This window comes from Providencia sp. PROV208 (genome assembly GCF_028479465.1).
Taxonomy (GTDB): domain Bacteria; phylum Pseudomonadota; class Gammaproteobacteria; order Enterobacterales; family Enterobacteriaceae; genus Providencia; species Providencia alcalifaciens.
Window position 1 is genome coordinate 67,467 of the sequence record NZ_JAMPNS010000015.1, and the last position, 20,856, is coordinate 88,322.

General features: G+C 43.0%; 16 protein-coding genes. 10 read left to right on the forward strand and 6 right to left on the reverse strand.

Annotation, left to right across the window (positions count from 1 at the left end):
* Window positions 1-3 precede the first annotated feature (3 nt).
* Window positions 4-2,037 (forward strand): tRNA(Met) cytidine acetyltransferase TmcA, encoded by a 2,034-nt coding sequence (locus PR766_RS11775; RefSeq protein ID WP_154636553.1) that lies wholly within the window; start codon window positions 4-6, stop codon window positions 2,035-2,037.
* Here the strand turns inward: PR766_RS11775 and PR766_RS11780 are convergent.
* Window positions 2,018-2,212: a YpfN family protein gene (locus PR766_RS11780; protein WP_006658879.1), complete on the reverse strand. Its 195-nt coding sequence runs from the start codon at window positions 2,210-2,212 to the stop codon at window positions 2,018-2,020. The two genes, PR766_RS11775 and PR766_RS11780, sit on opposite strands and share 20 nt — an antisense overlap.
* Before the next feature lie 111 nt (window positions 2,213-2,323).
* On the opposite strand from PR766_RS11780, the gene PR766_RS11785 reads away from it, so the two are divergent.
* A complete protein-coding gene (locus PR766_RS11785) occupies window positions 2,324-2,722 on the forward strand; it encodes a DUF454 family protein (RefSeq protein WP_006658878.1) in 399 nt (132 codons plus the stop codon).
* Window positions 2,723-2,766: 44 nt separating this feature from the next.
* Here the strand turns inward: PR766_RS11785 and PR766_RS11790 are convergent, their stop codons facing one another.
* The 4 genes from PR766_RS11790 to PR766_RS11805 form a co-directional block, all read right to left on the reverse strand.
* On the reverse strand, window positions 2,767-3,435 hold the full coding sequence (locus tag PR766_RS11790; protein ID WP_006658877.1) for a M15 family metallopeptidase: 669 nt from the start codon (window positions 3,433-3,435) through the stop codon (window positions 2,767-2,769).
* Window positions 3,432-4,562, reverse strand: coding sequence for a succinyl-diaminopimelate desuccinylase (dapE, locus tag PR766_RS11795; protein WP_154636554.1), 1,131 nt, complete (start codon window positions 4,560-4,562; stop codon window positions 3,432-3,434). Before dapE ends, PR766_RS11790 begins: the two co-directional genes overlap by 4 nt.
* A gap of 11 nt (window positions 4,563-4,573) precedes the next feature.
* Window positions 4,574-4,945: an ArsC family reductase gene (locus PR766_RS11800; protein ID WP_006661614.1), complete on the reverse strand. Its 372-nt coding sequence runs from the start codon at window positions 4,943-4,945 to the stop codon at window positions 4,574-4,576.
* Window positions 4,946-5,153: 208 nt separating this feature from the next.
* Window positions 5,154-5,774 (reverse strand): LuxR C-terminal-related transcriptional regulator, encoded by a 621-nt coding sequence (locus PR766_RS11805; RefSeq protein WP_006661615.1) that lies wholly within the window; start codon window positions 5,772-5,774, stop codon window positions 5,154-5,156.
* A 449-nt stretch (window positions 5,775-6,223) separates the two neighbouring features.
* Between PR766_RS11805 and maeB the strand changes: the two genes are divergently transcribed.
* The 6 genes from maeB to aes all read left to right on the forward strand — a co-directional run bounded on the left by maeB (window position 6,224) and on the right by aes (window position 16,167).
* Window positions 6,224-8,503 (forward strand): NADP-dependent oxaloacetate-decarboxylating malate dehydrogenase, encoded by a 2,280-nt coding sequence (gene maeB / locus PR766_RS11810; protein WP_006661616.1) that lies wholly within the window; start codon window positions 6,224-6,226, stop codon window positions 8,501-8,503.
* Window positions 8,504-8,656: 153 nt separating this feature from the next.
* Complete coding sequence (locus tag PR766_RS11815; protein ID WP_230086853.1) at window positions 8,657-9,550, forward strand: ChaN family lipoprotein; 894 nt, start codon at window positions 8,657-8,659, stop codon at window positions 9,548-9,550.
* 136 nt (window positions 9,551-9,686) lie between these two features.
* Window positions 9,687-10,490, forward strand: coding sequence for an energy transducer TonB family protein (locus PR766_RS11820; RefSeq protein WP_154636556.1), 804 nt, complete (start codon window positions 9,687-9,689; stop codon window positions 10,488-10,490).
* Between the two features lie 12 nt (window positions 10,491-10,502).
* On the forward strand, window positions 10,503-12,635 hold the full coding sequence (locus PR766_RS11825; protein ID WP_154636557.1) for a S9 family peptidase: 2,133 nt from the start codon (window positions 10,503-10,505) through the stop codon (window positions 12,633-12,635).
* A gap of 140 nt (window positions 12,636-12,775) precedes the next feature.
* Entirely contained in the window at window positions 12,776-15,037 is a 2,262-nt protein-coding gene (locus PR766_RS11830) for a TonB-dependent receptor domain-containing protein (protein WP_006658869.1), read from the forward strand.
* Between the two features lie 161 nt (window positions 15,038-15,198).
* Window positions 15,199-16,167 (forward strand): acetyl esterase, encoded by a 969-nt coding sequence (gene aes, locus PR766_RS11835; RefSeq protein ID WP_154636558.1) that lies wholly within the window; start codon window positions 15,199-15,201, stop codon window positions 16,165-16,167.
* On the opposite strand, the gene xseA is transcribed toward aes, so the two are convergent.
* Entirely contained in the window at window positions 16,156-17,523 is a 1,368-nt protein-coding gene (gene xseA / locus PR766_RS11840; RefSeq protein ID WP_154636559.1) for an exodeoxyribonuclease VII large subunit, read from the reverse strand. The two genes, aes and xseA, sit on opposite strands and share 12 nt — an antisense overlap.
* Before the next feature lie 170 nt (window positions 17,524-17,693).
* Between xseA and guaB the strand changes: the two genes are divergently transcribed.
* Window positions 17,694-19,160, forward strand: coding sequence for an IMP dehydrogenase (gene guaB / locus PR766_RS11845; RefSeq protein WP_006658865.1), 1,467 nt, complete (start codon window positions 17,694-17,696; stop codon window positions 19,158-19,160).
* A 100-nt stretch (window positions 19,161-19,260) separates the two neighbouring features.
* Complete coding sequence (guaA, locus tag PR766_RS11850; RefSeq protein WP_006661621.1) at window positions 19,261-20,838, forward strand: glutamine-hydrolyzing GMP synthase; 1,578 nt, start codon at window positions 19,261-19,263, stop codon at window positions 20,836-20,838.
* The last annotated feature ends 18 nt before the right edge of the window (window positions 20,839-20,856 follow it).

Here is a 20,856-nt window from a genome sequence, read left to right on the forward strand (position 1 = left end):
CTTATGCAAAAATCATTACAGGCAATTGTTGAACAGCTACAAACTGTGGGTTATCGCCGTTTGCTGGTGATATCAGGTGAGAGTGAATGGATCTCGAATGAACTTCAGCAAATTCAAAGTTATTTAGCGGGAGATTGGCTGTGTATTTCATCAGAGTTACCCAATAATATCCTACCGGAAAAAGCGCAATTATTGCTGGGACGTGAATTCACCCATGGCATCTTTGATGCACGTAAAGGTCTGCACAGCGAAGCCCTTGCTATCTTAGCGGGAACATTAAAAGCGGGTAGTTTATTGGTGCTCTGTACTCCGCCACAGTCAACGTGGGCAAGTCAAAATGATGCGGATAGTGAGCGTTGGAATGAGCACTTTGGTGAAATCCCTACTCCCAATTTTGTCCGTCATTTACAGCGAACATTTTTGAATTGTCCCGAAGTGTTAGTTGTGGAGCAAAACCAGCCACGTTTCTTGAATTTGCTACCCGATCACCCCAAATGGTTTCCACCTTTAGGTCAACCGACTCAACAGCAACTCAATGCCCTGAAACAATTAATGTCCGCTAATTGCGGTGTTTGGGGATTGATCGCACCTCGAGGAAGAGGAAAATCGACAGTTGCAGGGATGCTGATAAAACAGTGGCAGGGAAAGTGCTGGTGTTGTGCACCGGCGAAAGTTTCCACCCGTGTGGTCGCTGAGTATGCGGAACATGAACTTGAATTTTGGGCACCAGATGTGCTTTTACACTATTGCGAATTTGGTCAAACGATTGATGCAGATTGGTTGATTATTGATGAAGCCGCCGCAATTCCAACGCACATGCTACGAAAAATTATCGCCTATTTTCCGCGGGTTTTAATGACGACGACAGTCGAAGGGTATGAAGGAACTGGGCGTGGATTTGTGATGAAATTTTGCGATAGCCTTGAGAATTTTACTGAGTTATCGCTAACTCAGCCGATTCGATTTGCGCAGGATGATCCGCTCGAAAAAGTGATTAATCAGAGTCTTTTGTTAGGTGAGGTGGAATCCCCTCATATTATCGATGCACCAGCGATTACACAGTTGTTGAGCCAACAACAACTTGCGGATGATCCTAAGTTGCTGAAGGGGTTTTATGGTTTATTAACGGCGGCACATTATCGAACGTCACCTCTGGATCTACGACGATTATTGGATGCTCAGCATCAACATTTTGCGATGATAAGCCAAGATAATCAGTATGTTATGGGAGCTGTTTGGTTGGTGGATGAAGGAGGGTTAGAGACGCATTTAAGCTGGCAAATTTGGGCTGGATTACGGCGTCCTCGGGGAAATTTAGTAGCGCAATCTCTTGCTGCGCATAGTTATTTTCCTGAAGCATCGAGGTTGCGTTCTCGGCGTGTGATGAGGATCGCAGTGCAAACCCGATATCGCCGCCAAAAAATCGGGCAACGCTTATTAGCATTACAAGTGGAACGCGGTGTTCAGGATGGTTTGGATTTTCTTTCGGTGAGTTTTGGTTTGACGCCTGACTTATTGGCATTTTGGCAATCAGCGGGATTCCATCTTTTACGTATAGGGCGCCATATTGAGGCAAGTAGTGGCTGTTATACTGCAATGGCGATATTGCCGTTATCTACGGAAGCTCGGGCAATCTGCCATCTGGGGCAACATCGCTTACAGCGAGATCTGTTTTGGCGTGATGATCTCGATGAATTTAATCTGAAAAGCACATCTGAGCAGCTACTTGATGCTGGGGATTGGCTAGAATTAGTCGGCTTTAGCCATTATAGCCGCTCGCTTGCGGCGAGTGAGGCGTCACTACAGCGCTTTTTAGCTGTTTTTCAGCAACAACATTCGCATGAAATGGTGAATACTGCTCTTGGATATTACTTCCTGCAAGGGCTATCCATCGAGCAGGCAGCAAAGCGGCTAGGTTTAGCAGGGCGAAAACAGTGGCTAAAACGTGCAAGAATGGAAATTGCCCAATGGTTGAATGATTATTACGCTGAACAGACGCGCGGATTAAAACAGCAAATTAGCGTTTTTTGTCCTTAGGCCAGTCGTCGTCTTCATCGTCCCACAGGTGATTATTATCTTGGTGAGGTGGAATTTTAGGTTTGTCGTCTAAATATTTTTTGGGGTCGAGTCGCATCATTTCTTTAACTGAATTCCAAATGACGCCAACCAATAAAAGTAGAATGATCCACCAATAATCGGCTAACCAATGCATATTTGCCTTCTTATATTAATCATAATAATGTGTAGCGCAGCCAACGTTGCTAATTAGCTAGCTTAAGTGGGGTTATTTAACCATGTTTTTTGTTTTAACGGGAGAGCCGGAATGAATATAAAGAAGATCATATTCATTACAGTAGGGTGGATTGCCGTTGGCTTAGCCTTTTTAGGCGCAATTTTACCTGTGATGCCAACAACGTGTTTTTTATTACTGGCAGCATGGTGTTTTTCTCGTTCATCCCCACGTTTTCATAATTGGCTATTGTATCGCTCATGGTTTGGCGGTTATTTACGTCACTGGCAGACTTATCGGGCATTACCTAAAGGTGTAAAACCGAAAGCGATGACGCTCATCGTCCTGACATTTGCATTTTCGATTTGGGTGGTCAGTTATGGGTGGTTAAAAATCGGGCTATTCGTGGGAATGTGTTGGTTGCTGATTTTTATGTACCGTTTACCTGTGGTGGATGCTACGGAAACTCAGCAGAGTAAGACTGAGTTATAAAGTGGAAAAATGTCACTCAGTAAGGCACCGAGTGACAATAAACATTAATCCGGCACTTTAATATAGCGGTTAAACACATATTCAAGGTTAGCGAGTAACCAGTTTTTCCCGCTAATATCTTCCTCAGTGAGTACCTGTTTGATAATGTCTGGCGTTAATAGTTGCTCTGCTTCATGGGACAATGGCCAGTAACTAATGTGCCAAGGTTCTTCTGCTACACCGGCATCTGTAGCAGTAAAAGGGCGATAGAAATCAAACGTTGCCATATTATCGGTGAGCCAATCATTTAACTCAGCGAAATACCCACCTTCTTGGTATTCCCACGGTTCCAATTGCAATGTTTGTCCAGCGGGGATCCGTAGCGGATCGTAAACATCAATTTCAGTTCCCCAATGATGGCGGCTAGCACCGGGCAACGCAGACCAATGCAAAATCGCTTCACACAGCTGCCCTTCAGTTAAGGTCGAAATGTCTAGCGGTTGGCTGTGTGTATCGAGAACGGGACGTTGACCTGCAAATTTTTCATTCCAAATCACCTGTTGACGAGCAAAGTCGCGAAATGCGCTGGCAGATTGTAACTTGAATCCTGCGCGTGCCGCAGCTTGTTGCATAGCAAGAAAGGCTTTAGTGGTATTAAATTGCAGTCGATGATGACCGCCTAATGTGACTAAATGGTCGGTGGAACGCCCTGTAAGCATCTCGATGGTGATCATAGTAGTAGTAACTCCATGATGCGCTCATAAATGACAGCAAGCTGTTGTAAATCCTCGATGCTAACGCACTCATCCACTTTATGGATGGTGGCATTCAGTGGACCCAATTCAATCACATGGGTACCCATTTGCGCAATAAAACGCCCGTCAGATGTACCGCCGCTGGTGGATAGTGTGGTTTCACGCCCTGTAACTTCATGGATAGCTTGGACGGTTGCACTCACTAATTCACTGTCACCTGTTAAGAAAGGCTGACCGGATAAGAACCATTCTAAGCGATAAGCCAGACCATGGCGCTCAAGCATGTCAGTGACGCGTTCACGGATTATGGTGTCAGTCAATTCCGTACTAAAGCGGAAGTTGAATTGTACCTTTAGCTCTCCAGGGATCACGTTATCTGCACCCGTACCCGCATTAATATTGGCAATTTGCATGCTGGTGGCAGGGAAGTATTGGTTACCGTCATCCCATTTTGTTGTGACTAATTCTTGAAGAAAGTTTGTTGCGCGATGCACGGGGTTGTCTGCAAGGTGTGGGTAAGCGACGTGCCCTTGTGTGCCTAAAATGGTTAAGTGGGCGGTGATAGAGCCTCGACGACCATTTTTAATGATATCGCCAAGCGCAGATTGGCTCGACGGTTCCCCTACTAAGCAGTAATCGACGGATTCATGGCGAGCTTGTAATGTTTCAACGACTTTAACAGTTCCGTGGGTCGCTTTAGCCTCTTCATCAGAGGTAATCAAAAATGCGAGACGTCCCGTATGAGTCGGATATTTTTCGACAAAGCGCTCAGCGGCCACGACCATCGCGGCAATAGAGCCTTTCATATCAGCGGCGCCACGCCCATATAAATGCTGATTGATAATGGTTGGCGTGAATGGCGGCGTCTGCCACTTGCTATGATCGCCAGCAGGGACAACATCTGTGTGTCCAGCAAACGCAAGTGTTTTACCTGCGTTGCCGCGATGAGCCCAAAAATTAAGCGTATCGCCAAATGGCATTTTTTCGACAGTAAAACCGATGTTATTCAAACGTTCAATCAGTAAATCTTGGCAACCTTGGTCATCAGGGCTGATTGATGGGCGTGCAATAAGTTGTTGTGCAAGTTCGATGACAGGGCTGTTCATTGAGTCACCTTTTATCGTGTGAATGATTGGTAGTCGTCAGCATTGAATCCGACAAGGTAACGGTGGTCTGCGGAGACAAGGATAGGGCGCTTGATCATTGCTGGTTCAGCGAGTAGTACTTTCTTGGCGCTGTCTGCATCAATAACGGCATTTTTTTCTTCATCACTCAGTTTACGCCAAGTGGTACCTCGTTTGTTCACAAGCGTTTCCCAATCGATATGCTGTAAAAATGTGGAGAGAAGCTCATCTGTAATGCCATCAACGCGATAGTCATGGAATTGGTAGCCGATTGCATTATCGTCTAAGTAACGGCGTGCTTTTTTAATGGTATCGCAGTTTTTAATCCCATACATGGTATAAGGGGGCACAGGGGTATTGGACATATGATTTTCCTCTGATGGCGAACTATGTTATGCCATACATAATGCGGGAAAATACAATTGTGGTCTACCCCCTTGAATCGAAAAGATTTATTAATATTAAAAGCGATTTAATAATAACTAAAGCGGAGTTAATATTCATGATTTTATAAATGGATAATAAAATAATTAATTTAGATAACTTACATCAATTAAATTAAATCATGTTGAATTATTTTGAGCGCATGTATATTAAACTGGCTTCTAAGCGAGAACGAACCCGTAATTTTTTCAGAACATTTCGAATGTGAACTTTAACGGTTTCCTCTGAAATAAATAATAACTGAGAAATTTCTTTATTTTTTAATCCAGCGGCCATTTCATGCAATATTTCACATTCACGCCGGGTTAATGTGGATAGTGGGTCTTTAGTTTGATGTCGAGTGATAAGATGTTGATAAACTTTTTCGCTGAATACATGATGCCCCTCCATCGCTTTTTTTATGCTATTGAGTAACATATCTAGCTCGCTATTTTTTAGTAGGTAACCTTGAGCACCGGCATCAATGGCAGAGTAGATATCCGTTTTCATTGTTGAGAAGGAAAGTACAAGGAGGTAGCTATTAATGCAATGTTTGCGCAGTAATCGGATAGTCTCGAATGTTTTATTACCCTGTAAGATAGTGTCGATCAGTATCATATTGGGCTGTTTAGTGGTGGCAATGTTTAAGGCTTCTTTGCTATTTGTAACTTCAGCTGAAATTTCAAATTCAGCTTTTGATGTTAATAAGTGGGATAATCCAAAGCGAAAAATAGGATGTTCATCGATAATCATAACCGTATGATTAGACATAGTGGGTTCCTTTTTTATGTCTTACAACTTATTCGATTAACTAGATTTAATATAGTTAAAATATAATATATTTAAGTTTGCATGAAATCATCATTCTTAATTGATGAGTCAATTGGCTTTATAAAAACATGAATAATGGAAGCGAAATTTATGGAGCTTAATATATTTTAGGTCAAATAGAAGCGAGCTTTGGAATAATACATTAATTTCAAAAAAATAATAACTAAGATTGAAAAAAATTAAAGGTATTTAAAAAATGATATGAATAAAAATAATAACAATATTGTGTATATCTAAAAATACACCATTGTCATTTTGTGGTAAATCCGTGTAGATTTCTTGTAACTGAAAGATTTTTCTGGAAATCATAGGCACGATCATGATTTGCTAACAAGATGTGTTTATACTGTGAAGGCTCTTACCTTACCAAATTTTGAAAGGACTTGATGATGGATGATAAATTAAAACAAAGTGCTCTCGATTTTCATGAGTTTCCTCATCCTGGGAAAATTACTGTCACACCAACCAAACCATTAGTAACCCAACGCGACCTCGCATTAGCCTACTCTCCAGGGGTAGCCGTGCCGTGCTTGGAAATTGCGGATGATCCACTGAAAGCGTACCGCTATACAGCAAAAGGTAACCTTGTAGGGGTTATCTCTAACGGTACAGCAGTACTGGGTTTAGGGAATATCGGTGCATTGGCCGGTAAGCCTGTTATGGAAGGGAAAGGCGTTTTATTTAAGAAATTCTCGGGCGTTGATGTTTTCGATATTGAAGTGGATGAAACCGATCCAGACAAACTCATCGATATTATTGCGTCGTTAGAACCGACCTTTGGCGGTATCAACCTCGAAGATATTAAAGCACCAGAGTGTTTTTATATTGAGCAAAAATTACGTGAACGCATGAATATTCCTGTGTTCCATGATGACCAACACGGTACCGCGATTATCTGTACGGCAGCGGTGATCAATGGTCTGCGTATTGTGAAAAAAGAAATTGGCGATGTTCGTTTAGTGGTATCCGGTGCGGGTGCGGCCTCGATTGCCTGCATGAACTTATTAGTTGCATTAGGATTAAAACGTGAAAACATCACCGTTTGTGACTCAAAAGGGGTCATTTATAAAGGTCGTGATGAGCGAATGGATGCGACTAAAGCTGCTTATGCCATTGAAGATAATGGACAGCGTACATTAGCGGATGCGATTCCTGACGCGGATATTTTCCTCGGTTGTTCTGGTCCTCGACTATTAACACCAGAAATGGTTAAAACCATGGCAAAAGACCCGCTGATTTTAGCCTTGGCAAACCCTGAACCTGAGATTTTGCCACCACTGGCGAAAGAAGTTCGCCCTGATGCGATTATCTGCACGGGACGTTCAGACTACCCGAACCAAGTTAACAACGTGCTGTGTTTCCCATTCATCTTCCGTGGTGCTTTGGATGTGGGTGCGACCACCATTAACGAAGAGATGAAACTGGCGTGTGTATATGCTATTGCGGACTTAGCGCTGGCGGAGCAAAGCGAAGAAGTGGCTTCAGCATATGGCAACCAAGATCTGTTTTTCGGTCCAGAATACATTATTCCTAAGCCGTTTGACCCACGTCTGATTGTCAAAATTGCGCCAGCCGTTGCGAAAGCGGCGATGGAATCGGGTGTAGCAACGCGTCCAATTACGGATATGGATGCATATGTTGAAAAATTGAATCAGTTTGTGCATAAAACAAACTTATTTATGAAGCCTATTTTCTCTCAAGCGAAAAAAGAGTTAAAACGCATTGTTTTAGCGGAAGGGGAAGAAGAGCGTGTTTTACATGCAACTCAAGAGTTAGTTTCTCTTGGTTTAGCTTTCCCAATTCTGGTTGGGCGTCCAAGCGTGATTGAGATGCGTATCCAAAAACTAGGATTACATATCGAGCTGGGCAAAGACTTTGAAGTGGTCAACAACGAAAATGACCCACGCTTTAAAGAATACTGGCAAGAATATTATCAGATCATGAAGCGTCGTGGCATCTCCCAAGAAATGGCGCGTCGTGCCTTGATTGCGAACCCAACCATTATCGGCGGTATCATGGTACTGCGAGGTGAAGCAGATGGCATGATCTGTGGTTCAATCGGTAGCTACAGTGAACATTACCAAGTGGTTAAAGACCTGTTTGGTTTCCGTGAGGGGGCTCACGCTGCGGGCGCAATGAACGCTTTGTTATTACCAACGGGTAATACGTTCATTGCCGACACCTATGTGAACGAAGACCCAACCCCTGAAGAGTTAGCGGAAATCACGTTAATGGCGGCGGATACTGTTCGTCGATTTGGTATTGAGCCAAAAGTTGCGTTGTTATCCCGTTCAAGTTTTGGGTCTTCAGATTGCTCATCGGCACAGAAAATGCGTGATACGCTAGCGTTAGTGAGAGCCCGTGAACCAAACTTAGAAATTGATGGTGAAATGCATGCAGATGCGGCATTAATTGAATCAATTCGTAAAGATGTGATGCCAGATAGCCCATTGAAAGGTTCTGCAAACTTATTAATTATGCCAAACATGGAAGCTGCACGTATTAGTTATAACTTACTGCGCGTGACCAGCTCTGATGGTGTGACGGTAGGCCCAGTATTAATGGGTGTTGCTAAACCCGTCCATGTTTTAACGCCAATTGCCTCAGTTCGCCGCATAGTGAACATGGTGGCATTAGCAGCAGTGGAAGCTCAAACAAACCCACTGTAATTATTGCATTGATAATAATTTATCGAATGATTGATTAATTATCGAGTTCCCCAGAAAGACTTCCATTCTTGTTAATGGGAGTCTTTTTTATTTGAAAATGATTATCATTATCTGTATTTTGAATGACTTCAAAGTCACTATATGGAAAAGATAATGATATCAGCACGTTCTTTGAATTATTTAACGAAAAAGTCATCACTCCTGAGCTTAGGAATGCTTTTCGTTTTGAGTTTCACACAGCTAGGATGTACCTCTCAAACGCCAAAACCTGCCACACAGTTGGATCCTCAATTAACTCAAGTTGGTAAAATCATTGATTTGGATTCCGGTAAATCCATCACACCACAGCAATTAATCCAACAACTTGCGGCATCCCCACGGGTCATTGTTGGGGAAAAACACGATAATATTTATCATCATCAAATTGAGCAGTGGGTGGCACAAGAAATGCAACAGATACGCCCGCAAGGGGCGGTATTGCTAGAGATGCTTACTCCCAATCAACAAAGTAAGGTCGCCAATGTCCAGAAACAAATGCAAGGCAATCCTTATATTCGAGACGAAAAATTACAAGAAGTGTTGCATTGGAATACAGGTTGGCCATGGGCACAATATGGGAATTTAGTGAAGTATTTGTTAGCTCAGCCATACCCAGTGTTAGTGGCAAATATTAATCGAGATGCCGTTATGGAAGCTTACAATAACCCGCCTAAGCTGACAGGAAAGCACTCAACACAACCCGTTATTCAAGCATTAATCAATGAAACCATTAAACGCTCACACAATGGTGAATTGGATGATATTCAATCTAACAAAATGATGAATATCCAACAGCTAAGAGATAGGGCAATGGCTCAAGGGTTATTGGATGCACCTGCTCCAGCGGTTCTTTTTGCTGGGGGATATCATGCAACACGAGCAATTGGTGTTCCATTACATGTACTCGACCTTGCACCTAATGAACCATTGAAAGTATTGATTATTTCTGAGGTAGGTGAAGAAATCGACAACCTACATGCGGATTATGTGTGGTATACGCCGAAATAATCACCAATAGTCACTAATATGATGATTTAAAATCGTTAATTTTGTGAAGTAATCATCATATTTATTTACAAATAATTTCCATTTGCATTCGTTATTAATTATCATTTGCAACTCTATAAAAGCACGTAAGATGAATATGAGCACAATAACGTTTGAAAGTGGGTATGTCAGTAGAACCACCAAAATGGGCGGATGGCTGGCTTTAGCAGTCGTTTTACACGTTGCTATTGTGGGGATTTTTATTTGGACAACGCATAATGAACGATGGGAAGACTCACTGCCGCCACCGTCTGTGGTGATGGAGTTGTCTATCGAAGCTCAAGCTAAACAGTTAACGGAAGTGAATATTGGAAAAACGCAAGAGCTTGCCGTCGCGAGTGAATCTCACAAGACACCATCGGAAGATATCGCGATCCCTGCTTTGCCCGTTAATGAACAAGCTGAAGTGCAACTCATTAAGGCTGAAGCCAAAAAAACGAAGCCTGAGCTGAAAAAACAGAAACAGGAACAGAAGCAAGTTAAAAAAGTGCAAACCACCGATTCGAAAGCCAGCGATGCACCTGCGACCAGTGATGCCGCCGCACCGGTACTAAGTCAAAAAATTGCAGCGGAACTGAATAGCCAATCAGATGCAAATGATAGCCTTCAGAAGCAATGGGAAGCCATCGTGCTGGGAAAATTGAATAAATATAAGCGCTACCCAGAAGATGCGAGCAAACGCAATCGTATCGGCAAACCTGTGGTGATGTTTACGGTGGATAGCCAAGGCTTTTTACTTGATAGCAGTTTAGTGGGCTCATCAGGTACGCGCTCTTTAGACAAAGAAGCCCTGCAAGTTTTATCGCGTGCCGCGCCGTTACCCGAGCCTCCGACGAAGATATTAAACAATGGGCGGATAACTGTCAGGTTACCTATTGATTTTACACTTAATGATAAATAGATTGGATTCACTATGCATAATAGAATCACCACATTTTGCGTGGTCACACTACTAGGGTTATATGCAGCCAGCAGCGCTGCGGAGGATAAAATGCTAGCACCAATAGCGAAAAAACAGCCCCATGTTATGACAATTCATGGTGACGAACGTGTCGATAACTATTATTGGTTAAGAGATGATAACCGTGAAGCTCCAGAAATTATTGAATATTTGAATCAAGAAAATGCCTATACCGCGCAACAACTTGAGCGGGGTGAGCCATTAAAACAACAAATTTACGATGAATTATTATCCCGAGTGAAGCAGGATGATGAATCTGTACCCTACAACTACAATGGTTATACGTACCGCTCTCGTGTCGTGGCAGGGAAAAATTACTCAATCTATGAAAGACGCCCAATTAATAGCAACGACGAATGGACAGTATTAGTTGATGGTAACCAACGCGCAGAAGGCGTTGAATATTACCGGATGGGGGCATTAGCGATATCACCGGATAATACAACGATTGCGATTGCGGAAGACCGCCAAGGTCGTAACGATTATGCTGTCTCATTTCGTAAAATTGATGACTCCACGTGGCAAGAAAATGTGCTGACAAATACGTCAGGCAATATCGTTTGGGCGAATGATAATCACACGTTGTTTTACGTCAACAAAGACAAAAAAACATTGCTGCCTTATCAAGTAGTTAAGCATCAATATGGGACTTTGCAATCGGCTGATAAGCTCGTGTATGAAGAGAAAGATGATACTTACTACGTTAGCTTAGCGAAATCGACTTCCAAAGATTATATTTTAATTGGGATTACCAGTACTGAAACGTCTGAATACCGTCTTCTTGATGCAAATCAGCCGCAGCATGATGCAATAGTTCTACAACCACGTAAAACGGGTGTGGAATATTATCCTGACCATTTTAATGGAAAATTTTATATTCGCTCAAATCATCAGCATCCATTATTTGGTTTGTACATTGCAGATAATGCGGCAGCTCCGTGGGTCAGTTATATTGCGCCGCGTGACAATGTTGATCTTGAGGATTTTGCCTTATTCAATAATTGGCTAGTCATTGAAGAACGTCAAAATGGTCTCGTTAATATTCGCCAAATTAGCTGGTTAACTCAAAAAGAGCATGCTGTCAGTTTTGAGGATCCCGCTTATATGGCGTGGATTGGCAATAACCCTGAGCCAGATACCGATAAATTACGCTACGGCTACTCCTCGATGACGACACCTTCTTCTGTGTATGAAATTAATATGCTAACGCAAGAGAAACAGCTATTAAAACAAGAAGAAGTAAAAGACTTCAACAAAGAAAATTACCAAAGTGAACGAATTTGGATTACGGCGCGAGATGGTGTGAAAGTTCCTGTTTCATTGGTTTATCGCAAAGATAGCTTCAAACAGGGTAAAAACCCGCTGTTAGTCTATGGCTACGGAGCGTATGGATACGGCATCGACCCATCATTTAGTTCTTCTCGATTGTCCTTGCTTGATCGCGGATTTGTGTATGCTATCGCCCATATTCGTGGCGGCGGCGATCTGGGTAAAAATTGGTACATTCAAGGTAAAACCGTCCATAAAATGAATACCTTTACGGACTTTATTGATGTTACCCACGCATTATTGGCGCAAGGTTATGGGAAAAAAGGTCATGTCTATGCCATGGGAGGCAGTGCCGGTGGTCTATTAATGGGGGCTGTTGTTAATATGGCACCTGACCTATATGAAGGCGTAGTATCTTCCGTACCATTTGTTGATGTGGTCACCACCATGCTTGACCCTTCAATTCCACTGACAACAGGGGAATATGACGAGTGGGGTAATCCTGAAAATGAAGAGGATTACTGGCGAATTAAAGCCTATAGCCCGTATGACAATATTGAAGCGCAGCATTACCCTCATATTCTAGTCACTACAGGGTTGCATGACTCACAAGTGCAGTACTGGGAACCTGCTAAATGGGTTGCGAAATTACGCGATCTTAAACAGGGCAATTCACTATTGTTATTAGAAACCAATATGAATGCAGGGCATGGCGGAAAATCAGGTCGTTTTAATGCATTAGATGATATTGCAAGGGAATACAGTTTTATTCTGATGTTAGAAAACAAAGAAACATATTTTCCAGAGTATAAATAATAAGTAGCCAATATAAGGTTATCTAGGATTAGTTGTATGGTTATTAAAACCGACAACTAATCCTATTCGCAGAAATGACATTTATTCTGCGTTTGCAATGTGAGCGACTGTTTTATTAGTACGTTTACAGGAATGGTTTAATGAATAATAAAATAATAATCATGGTAGCTGGGACTATTTCCACTGGCTTCCAAGGGTTCGCTTTGGCTGAAAATACACAGCAGACAAATCAGCAGCAGGATGATGTGGTTAATTTTAGCCAATTAAAAGTCTCTGGCGCACAAAAACAAACGCCGCTGGTGAAAGCATTAGAAAAACCAGGGGCATATAGCGCGGTAGGTACTGAAAATAAACTTCAGTCTATGGATAAAATTATCCGCTCTATGCCGGGAACTTACACTCAAATGGACGCAAGCCAAGGTACCATCAATGTGAATATCCGTGGTCTCAGTGGCTTTGGCCGCGTGAATATGATGGTGGATGGCGTCACGCAAAGCTACTACGGAATATCACCCAGTAAATATACTCACGGGATGCAGCCAAGTAATGATTTTGGCTCACTGATTGACCCTAACTTTATTGTGTCTGTTGAGGTAGAGAAAGGGCAACTCAACGGCAGTAATAGTGTCAACGCCTTAGCGGGTAGTGCAAATTTCCGAACCTTATCCATTGATGACGTTATTTTTAAGGATAATTTATGGGGAGTGCGCAGTAAGGGGAGTTGGGGTGATAATGGGCTCGGATATAATGGGATGGTTTCTGTTGCAGGAAAATCCTTATTAAACGATGGCGAAGGGTATTTCGGTGGTTTAATTGCAGTGAGTGGACATAATATTCCTGGAAGTTATAAAAACGGGGATGGTTTTGATACAGATGAATTTGCAACAGACCCGACATTTAAACAAAAACCGCAATCTCAATTAACCAAATTAAAGTATAAACCGAATGATAGCCATGAAGTCGAATTCAGTGGTCGATTTTTACAAAATAAGCTAACCAGCCGTAAGATTAATAGCGAAGATTATTATCTGAAATATAAATACACGCCAATCAATGAATTGATAGATGTTGAGGTGCTCGCCAGTCATGGGTTTAACACGCAAAAATTCCAAGGCGAACCTATTGGTGGTGCATTAAAGGATGCGGAGTCAGAAAATAAATCAGACAGTATTAATATTTCCAATACTAGCCGTTTTTCTTATGGTGAGATGGATTTCAAATGGCAGCTTGGTTCGAAGCTAATGAAAACTAAGTACCAAAAAATCACGCAGCCAGTGGAAGATCCAAATACGGTTATTTATAACCCATTTTCTCCGAGCGGTACGCAAGATATTGCGAGTTTGTATACCCAATTTGAAGCGCAGTATGATATTTATACGGCTACCTTTGACCTCAATTACCTTAATTATCGAGTTAAGGGGTATAAACCCGCTTGTGATGAAACGGAAAAATGCTTCCCTCAAGAAGCGAGTACATTAAATCTACGGGAAAGTGGCATTAACCCCGGAGTGTTGGTTTCCGCCCAAATTATTCCTGAATTTCAACCTTTTGTGAGTTATGCGCACTCAATGAGAGCACCAAACTCTCAGGAAGCTTTTTTCTCTCAAAATGGTGGTCAGAGTATGAATCCATTCCTAAAAGGAGAAAAGTCGCAAACTTGGCAGGTAGGTTTTAATAGTTTTAAGCCAGACTTAATTGTAGAAGGTGATCAGTTCAACCTGAAAGCGCTGTGGTTCCATACACATATCAAAGACTACATCACGAGTAAGTCTTTCCTGTTATGTCGTGCAAATTCTCAGGAAGAGTTTGATTGGTGTTTAATTAATGATGATGTGTGGGATAAAGAAAATCCGGATATTTTCCAACGCGCAGATATGTATGTGAACGATCCTCGCGATGTTAATTTACGGGGTTATGAGCTACAAGCAAACTACGATGCAGGGGTATTTTACTCCATGGTTTCTTACACCCAAGAGTCTGGCAAACAACCAGTGTCAATCAACAGTACATCGGTATTTAGTGCAGGGGACTTTACCCAATTACCTGAATATTATGTGACTTTAGATTCTGGCGTGCGTTTATTTGATGAAAAACTGACGCTCGGCTCAGCCATTACATGGACGGGACCTTCTAAGCGCATTAGCCCAATTCCGGATGGAGATATAAATGGGGATGCGATGACTGAAAAATATGAGAAGCAACCTACTATTGTTGATCTATATGCAGATTATGAAATCAATAAAAACTTCAAGTTAATGATGGCGATTAATAACCTCACAAACGAAAATTACACAGATGTATTAAACCGTGCTAATTCAGGTGCTGTAATGGAGGAACGAGGTCGCAATAATGAAACGGGAAGGGGACGTAGTTATATGATTGGTGGGCAAGTGCGTTTTTAACTAAGCAGTAAAATAATTAAGGCGTTTAGTCTTTTTAGTCTTACACACTAACGACGATTGATAGACACGCGCTTTAAACGCCATTCAATATTGGATACCCTTCTCGCAGTTTATCTCCTTGGATTTATTACAATAAGGTAATAAATCCAAGGAGAACCATAATGAAAATAACCAATAAAATTAATGTGCTCGAATTGCTCTCTCCTGAGATGCAAAAAGTGATTGCCTATTATGCGCAGAAAGATCCTGTTGAGCCCAATGATGGAAGTTATGAGGCTCAGCGGCTTGCTTATATTGAGGATCGGCGTTATTGGAATGCGAATTCACCAGAATTATTTAGCATAAAAAACAATCTTGTCCCAACAGACAAAGGTGACGTTGTCACGCGAATTTATCACCCTATAGAAAAGACGCCTGCCACACTGTTTTACTTGCACGGTGGTGGATTTATTCTCGGTAATCTCGATACGCATGATCGTATTATGCGCTTACTGGCACTGTACACAGGTTGTACGGTGATTGGCATCGATTATACACTTTCTCCAGAGGCGCATTATCCCCAAGCCATAGAAGAGGCGGTCGCGGTGTGTCAATTCTATTATCAGCACGCTGAGAAATTCACGCTCAATATGAACCATATTGGATTCGCAGGAGACTCAGCAGGCGCAATGCTAGCGCTTGCCACTGTATTATGGTTACGGGATAAACACATTTACTGTGGTGATATTTGTGCAGTGTTGCTGTGGTATGGATTATATGGGTTACACGACTCGCGTAGTCGTCGCCTGTATGGGGGAGAATGGGACGGGTTAAGGCGAGAAGATCTCCAAGAATATGATAATGCTTATTTAACCGCTTTAGGTAGTCGCGAAGAGCCTTACTATTGTTTATTTAATAATGACCTAACACAAGGTATACCGCCTTGTTTCATTGCAAGTGCTCAATATGACCCATTAATTGATGATAGCGAAACATTATTTCAAACGTTTCAAGCACATAAAGTCCCATATGAATATAAAATGTATTCAGGGACATTACATGCTTTTTTACATTACTCTCGTATTATGCCAACCGCGGATAGTGCGATTCGGGATGGTGCCATATATTTTATAAAACAGCTATTTGGTTGATTTTTTCGTGCGAACCTTTTGAATGTTGGTGACTTGGCTTTCCACCCACCCATCATTCAAGCGTGTTTTGAGTTGTTGACCCAATTTCACTTGGCTGGTCTTTTTCAACACGGTGCCTTCGGGAGTTTCACTGATACTAAAACCGCGGGCGAGTGTGGCGAGAGGACTAACCGCCTCCATTTTTGAGCATGCGACAGCGAAACGTTGGCGGTAGCGGGTAACTAAGTGGGTCAACATATTTTGCAAATGATACTGAGTTTGCTGCAATTGGCGCTGTTGACGCTGTAATTGAGGACGTAAGTCATTTTGCATAAGTCGACGCTGGTTTTTATCAAACTTGAAGGTTGATGATTGTAGTTGACGATTGATGGCATTTGTTAGTTTTTGGCGTAGAGCAGAAATTTGATTTTGTTGCCGAGCAAGACGTAGTTGAGGGTGTTGTTGTTGCAAGCGATGCTGCAAGCGTGCAAAACGTTGTTGCTGAGCCGCTAAGTAATAATCCATCGCCATTTCGAGATGTTGCTGTCCTGATTTTAGCTGGCGCAGCATTTCAGTTTGATTACGACTGACAAGCTCTGCTGCTGCGGAGGGTGTAGGCGCTCGAACATCAGCAACATAATCCGCAATAGTGACGTCAGTTTCATGACCAACGGCGCTAATAATCGGTAATCGGCTATTAAAAATGGCTCTCGCAACGATCTCTTCGTTAAATGCCCATAAATCTTCCAGAGAACCACCACCACGACCGACAATTAACACATCGCACTCATGACGTAAGTTCGCCAGTTCGATAGCTCTGGCGATTTGTGCTGGCGCTAAATCCCCTTGAACCGCGGTTGGGTAAATCACCACTGGGAGGGACGGGTCGCGACGATGAAGAATATTCAAAATATCATGTAAAGCCGCACCGGTTGCAGAGGTGATGATACCCACCCGTTTTGCCGGGGACGGTAACGCTTGTTTGTGGATAACATCAAACAAGCCTTGAGCATTGAGTGTTTGTTTGAGTAGCTCAAAGCGCTGTTGCAGAAGACCTTCACCCGCAGGTTGCATGCTTTCGATAATCAGTTGGTAATCACCGCGTGGTTCATACAGTGTAACGGCCGCACGAACCAAAACTTGTTGCCCATTTTGCGGGCGAAAGGTGACGCGGGTATTTTGTCCACGAAACATTGCCGCGCGAACTTGTGCACGATCATCTTTGAGAGTCAGGTACCAATGTCCTGAACTGGGCTGCGAAAAATTGGAAATTTCGGCAGTTAACCAAATTCGGCCCATTTGAGTATCAAGAAGTTCTCTTACCGTTTGGTTGAGCTTGCTGACGGAATAAATTGCGCTATTTTGTTGAGTCGACATGTGAGCTAGATCAAATTTTAAAACAATGACTTAATTGATTGATACTAACGCAGCCGACGGACTTATCAAGTTTTTTTTGAAAAAAGTGCTGGAAGCAACCGATTACGGTGTGTATAATGCCGCGGCAATATTTTATACCTTTCATAACGCTGCCTGGTGGGATATTGCCTATGTTACGCATTAAAAAAGAAGCACTAACTTTCGACGATGTTTTACTCGTTCCTGCACACTCAACTGTACTGCCAAACACGGCAGATCTGTCCACTCAACTGACTGCAAAAATCCGCCTGAATATTCCTATGCTCTCCGCAGCGATGGATACTGTCACCGAATCTGATCTGGCTATCGCACTGGCTCAAGAAGGTGGTATTGGTTTTATCCATAAAAACATGTCCATTGAGCGCCAAGCTGAAGAAGTTCGTCGCGTGAAGAAACACGAAAGCGGCGTGGTTACCGATCCTGTCACTGTTACCCCTGAAACCACGATCCGTGAAGTGCAAGAATTGGCCGAACGTAATGGTTTTGCGGGTTATCCTGTTGTCTCTAAAGATAATTCTTTAGTCGGTATTATTACAGGTCGTGACGTGCGTTTCGTGACAGATTTGGACCAACCAGTTACCGCAGTGATGACACCAAAAGAGCGCTTAGTGACGGTAAAAGAAGGCGAAGCACGCGAAGTTGTATTACAAAAAATGCATGAGCAACGTGTTGAAAAAGCCTTAGTGATCGACGATAGCTTCCATCTGTTAGGTATGATCACCGTTAAAGATTTCCAAAAAGCAGAACGTAAACCAAATGCATGTAAAGACGAACAAGGTCGCTTACGTGTCGGTGCGGCTGTAGGTGCAGGTCCAGGCAACGAAGAGCGCGTTGATGCCTTGGTTGCTGCGGGTGTGGATGTCCTGCTGATTGACTCTTCACACGGTCATTCTGAAGGCGTTTTACAACGCATTCGTGAAACACGTCAAAAATACCCTGATTTACAAATTATCGGTGGTAACGTTGCAACGGCTGAAGGTGCGAAAGCGTTGGCTGATGCTGGCGTTAGCGCAGTAAAAGTGGGTATTGGTCCAGGTTCAATCTGTACGACTCGTATCGTAACCGGTGTTGGTGTGCCTCAAATCACTGCGATCGCTGAAGCGGCGGGCGCATTAGAAGGTACTGGTATTCCGGTTATTGCAGATGGCGGTATCCGTTTCTCTGGTGATATTTCTAAGGCTATCGCAGCGGGCGCAGCATGTGTCATGGTGGGTTCCATGTTCGCAGGTACCGAAGAATCTCCGGGCGAAACAATTTTGTTCCAAGGTCGTACCTATAAAGCATACCGTGGAATGGGCTCTCTGGGCGCGATGTCTAAAGGTTCTTCTGACCGTTATTTCCAATCAGATAACGCAGCCGACAAACTGGTACCAGAAGGCATCGAAGGTCGTGTGGCATACAAAGGTCGCCTAAAAGAGATCATTCACCAACAAATGGGCGGTTTACGTTCATGTATGGGTCTGACAGGCTGCGGTACTATCGATATGCTGAGAACAAAAGCTGAATTCGTTCGTATCAGTGGTGCGGGTATTCAAGAAAGTCACGTTCATGATGTGACTATCACGAAAGAGTCTCCTAACTATCGTTTAGGGCAGTAATTACCCTTTAAAACGGTAAGTAAAAAGTTTCAGGGTGGCGCGATATCGTGGTAGCGCCACCGCCTTTTATTTTGACTTGAATTGTTGGAATTCTCCTCAAATGACTACAAATATCCATAAGCATCGCATTCTTATCCTTGACTTTGGCTCTCAGTACACTCAGCTGATTGCTCGTCGTATCCGTGAAATTGGCGTCTACTGTGAACTGTGGGCATGGGACGTCACGGAAGAACAAATTAGAGAGTTCAACCCTAACGGCATTATCTTGTCTGGTGGTCCAGAAAGTACCACTGAAGCAGACAGCCCACGTGCACCAGAGTATGTTTTTAATGCAGGCGTTCCTGTATTAGGTATCTGCTATGGCATGCAAACCATGTCTATGCAATTAGGTGGTGCCGTTGAGGTGTCTGGTGAGCGCGAATTTGGTTACGCAAACGTTGAAATTCTTGAAGATTGCGACCTGTTCCGTGATATCCAAGATGCAATTAACGAAGATGGTAAGCCAGTTTTAGATGTATGGATGAGCCACGGCGACAAAGTGACTGCAATCCCATCAAGCTTTAAAACGATTGCCAGCACGCCTAGCTGCCCATATGCCATCATGGCAGATGTTGAAAAGCGTTTCTATGGTGTTCAGTTCCATCCTGAAGTAACCCATACACACCAAGGTTTGAATATTTTAAAACGTTTCGTGTTGGATCTGTGCCAATGTGAAGCGCTGTGGACTTCAGCGGCAATTATCGAAGATACCGTTGCTCGCTTAAAAGAACAAATCGGTGATGACCACGTTCTGTTAGCGCTGTCTGGTGGTGTGGACTCTTCTGTCACTGCGCTGCTATTACACCGCGCTATCGGTAAGCGTTTAACTTGCGTATTCGTGGATAACGGTTTATTACGTTTAAACGAAGCTGAGCAAGTCATGGAAATGTTCCAAGGTAAATTTGACCTGAACATTATTCATGCAAAAGCAGAAGACCGCTTTATGAATGCTCTAGCAGGTATTTCTGATCCTGAGGAAAAGCGTAAGAAGATTGGTCACGTATTTATCGAAGTGTTCGATGAAGAGTCTTCTAAGCTTAAAAATATCAAATGGTTGGCTCAAGGTACTATCTACCCAGATATTATCGAATCTGCGGCTTCAGCAACGGGTAAAGCGCACGTTATTAAATCTCACCATAACGTAGGTGGCTTACCGGAAGATATGAAGCTGGGTCTGGTTGAGCCGCTAAAAGAGCTGTTCAAAGACGAAGTACGTAAAATTGGTCTGGAGTTAGGTCTGCCATACGACATGCTGTATCGTCACCCATTCCCAGGTCCAGGTTTAGGTGTTCGTGTTCTGGGCGAAGTGAAGAAAGAGTACTGTGACTTACTGCGTCGTGCAGATGCTATCTTTATCGAAGAGCTGCACAAAGCGGATCTGTACAATAAAGTGAGCCAAGCATTCACGGTATTCTTACCAGTGCGCTCTGTTGGCGTAATGGGTGATGGCCGTAAGTATGACTGGGTTGTTTCTCTGCGTGCAGTTGAAACCATCGACTTTATGACTGCTCATTGGGCACACCTGCCATATGATTTCTTAGGTCGTGTTTCTAACCGTATTATCAATGAAGTGAATGGCATTTCCCGCGTAGTGTATGATATCAGCGGCAAGCCACCAGCAACCATTGAGTGGGAATAATCCCCCAATAAGAATCAG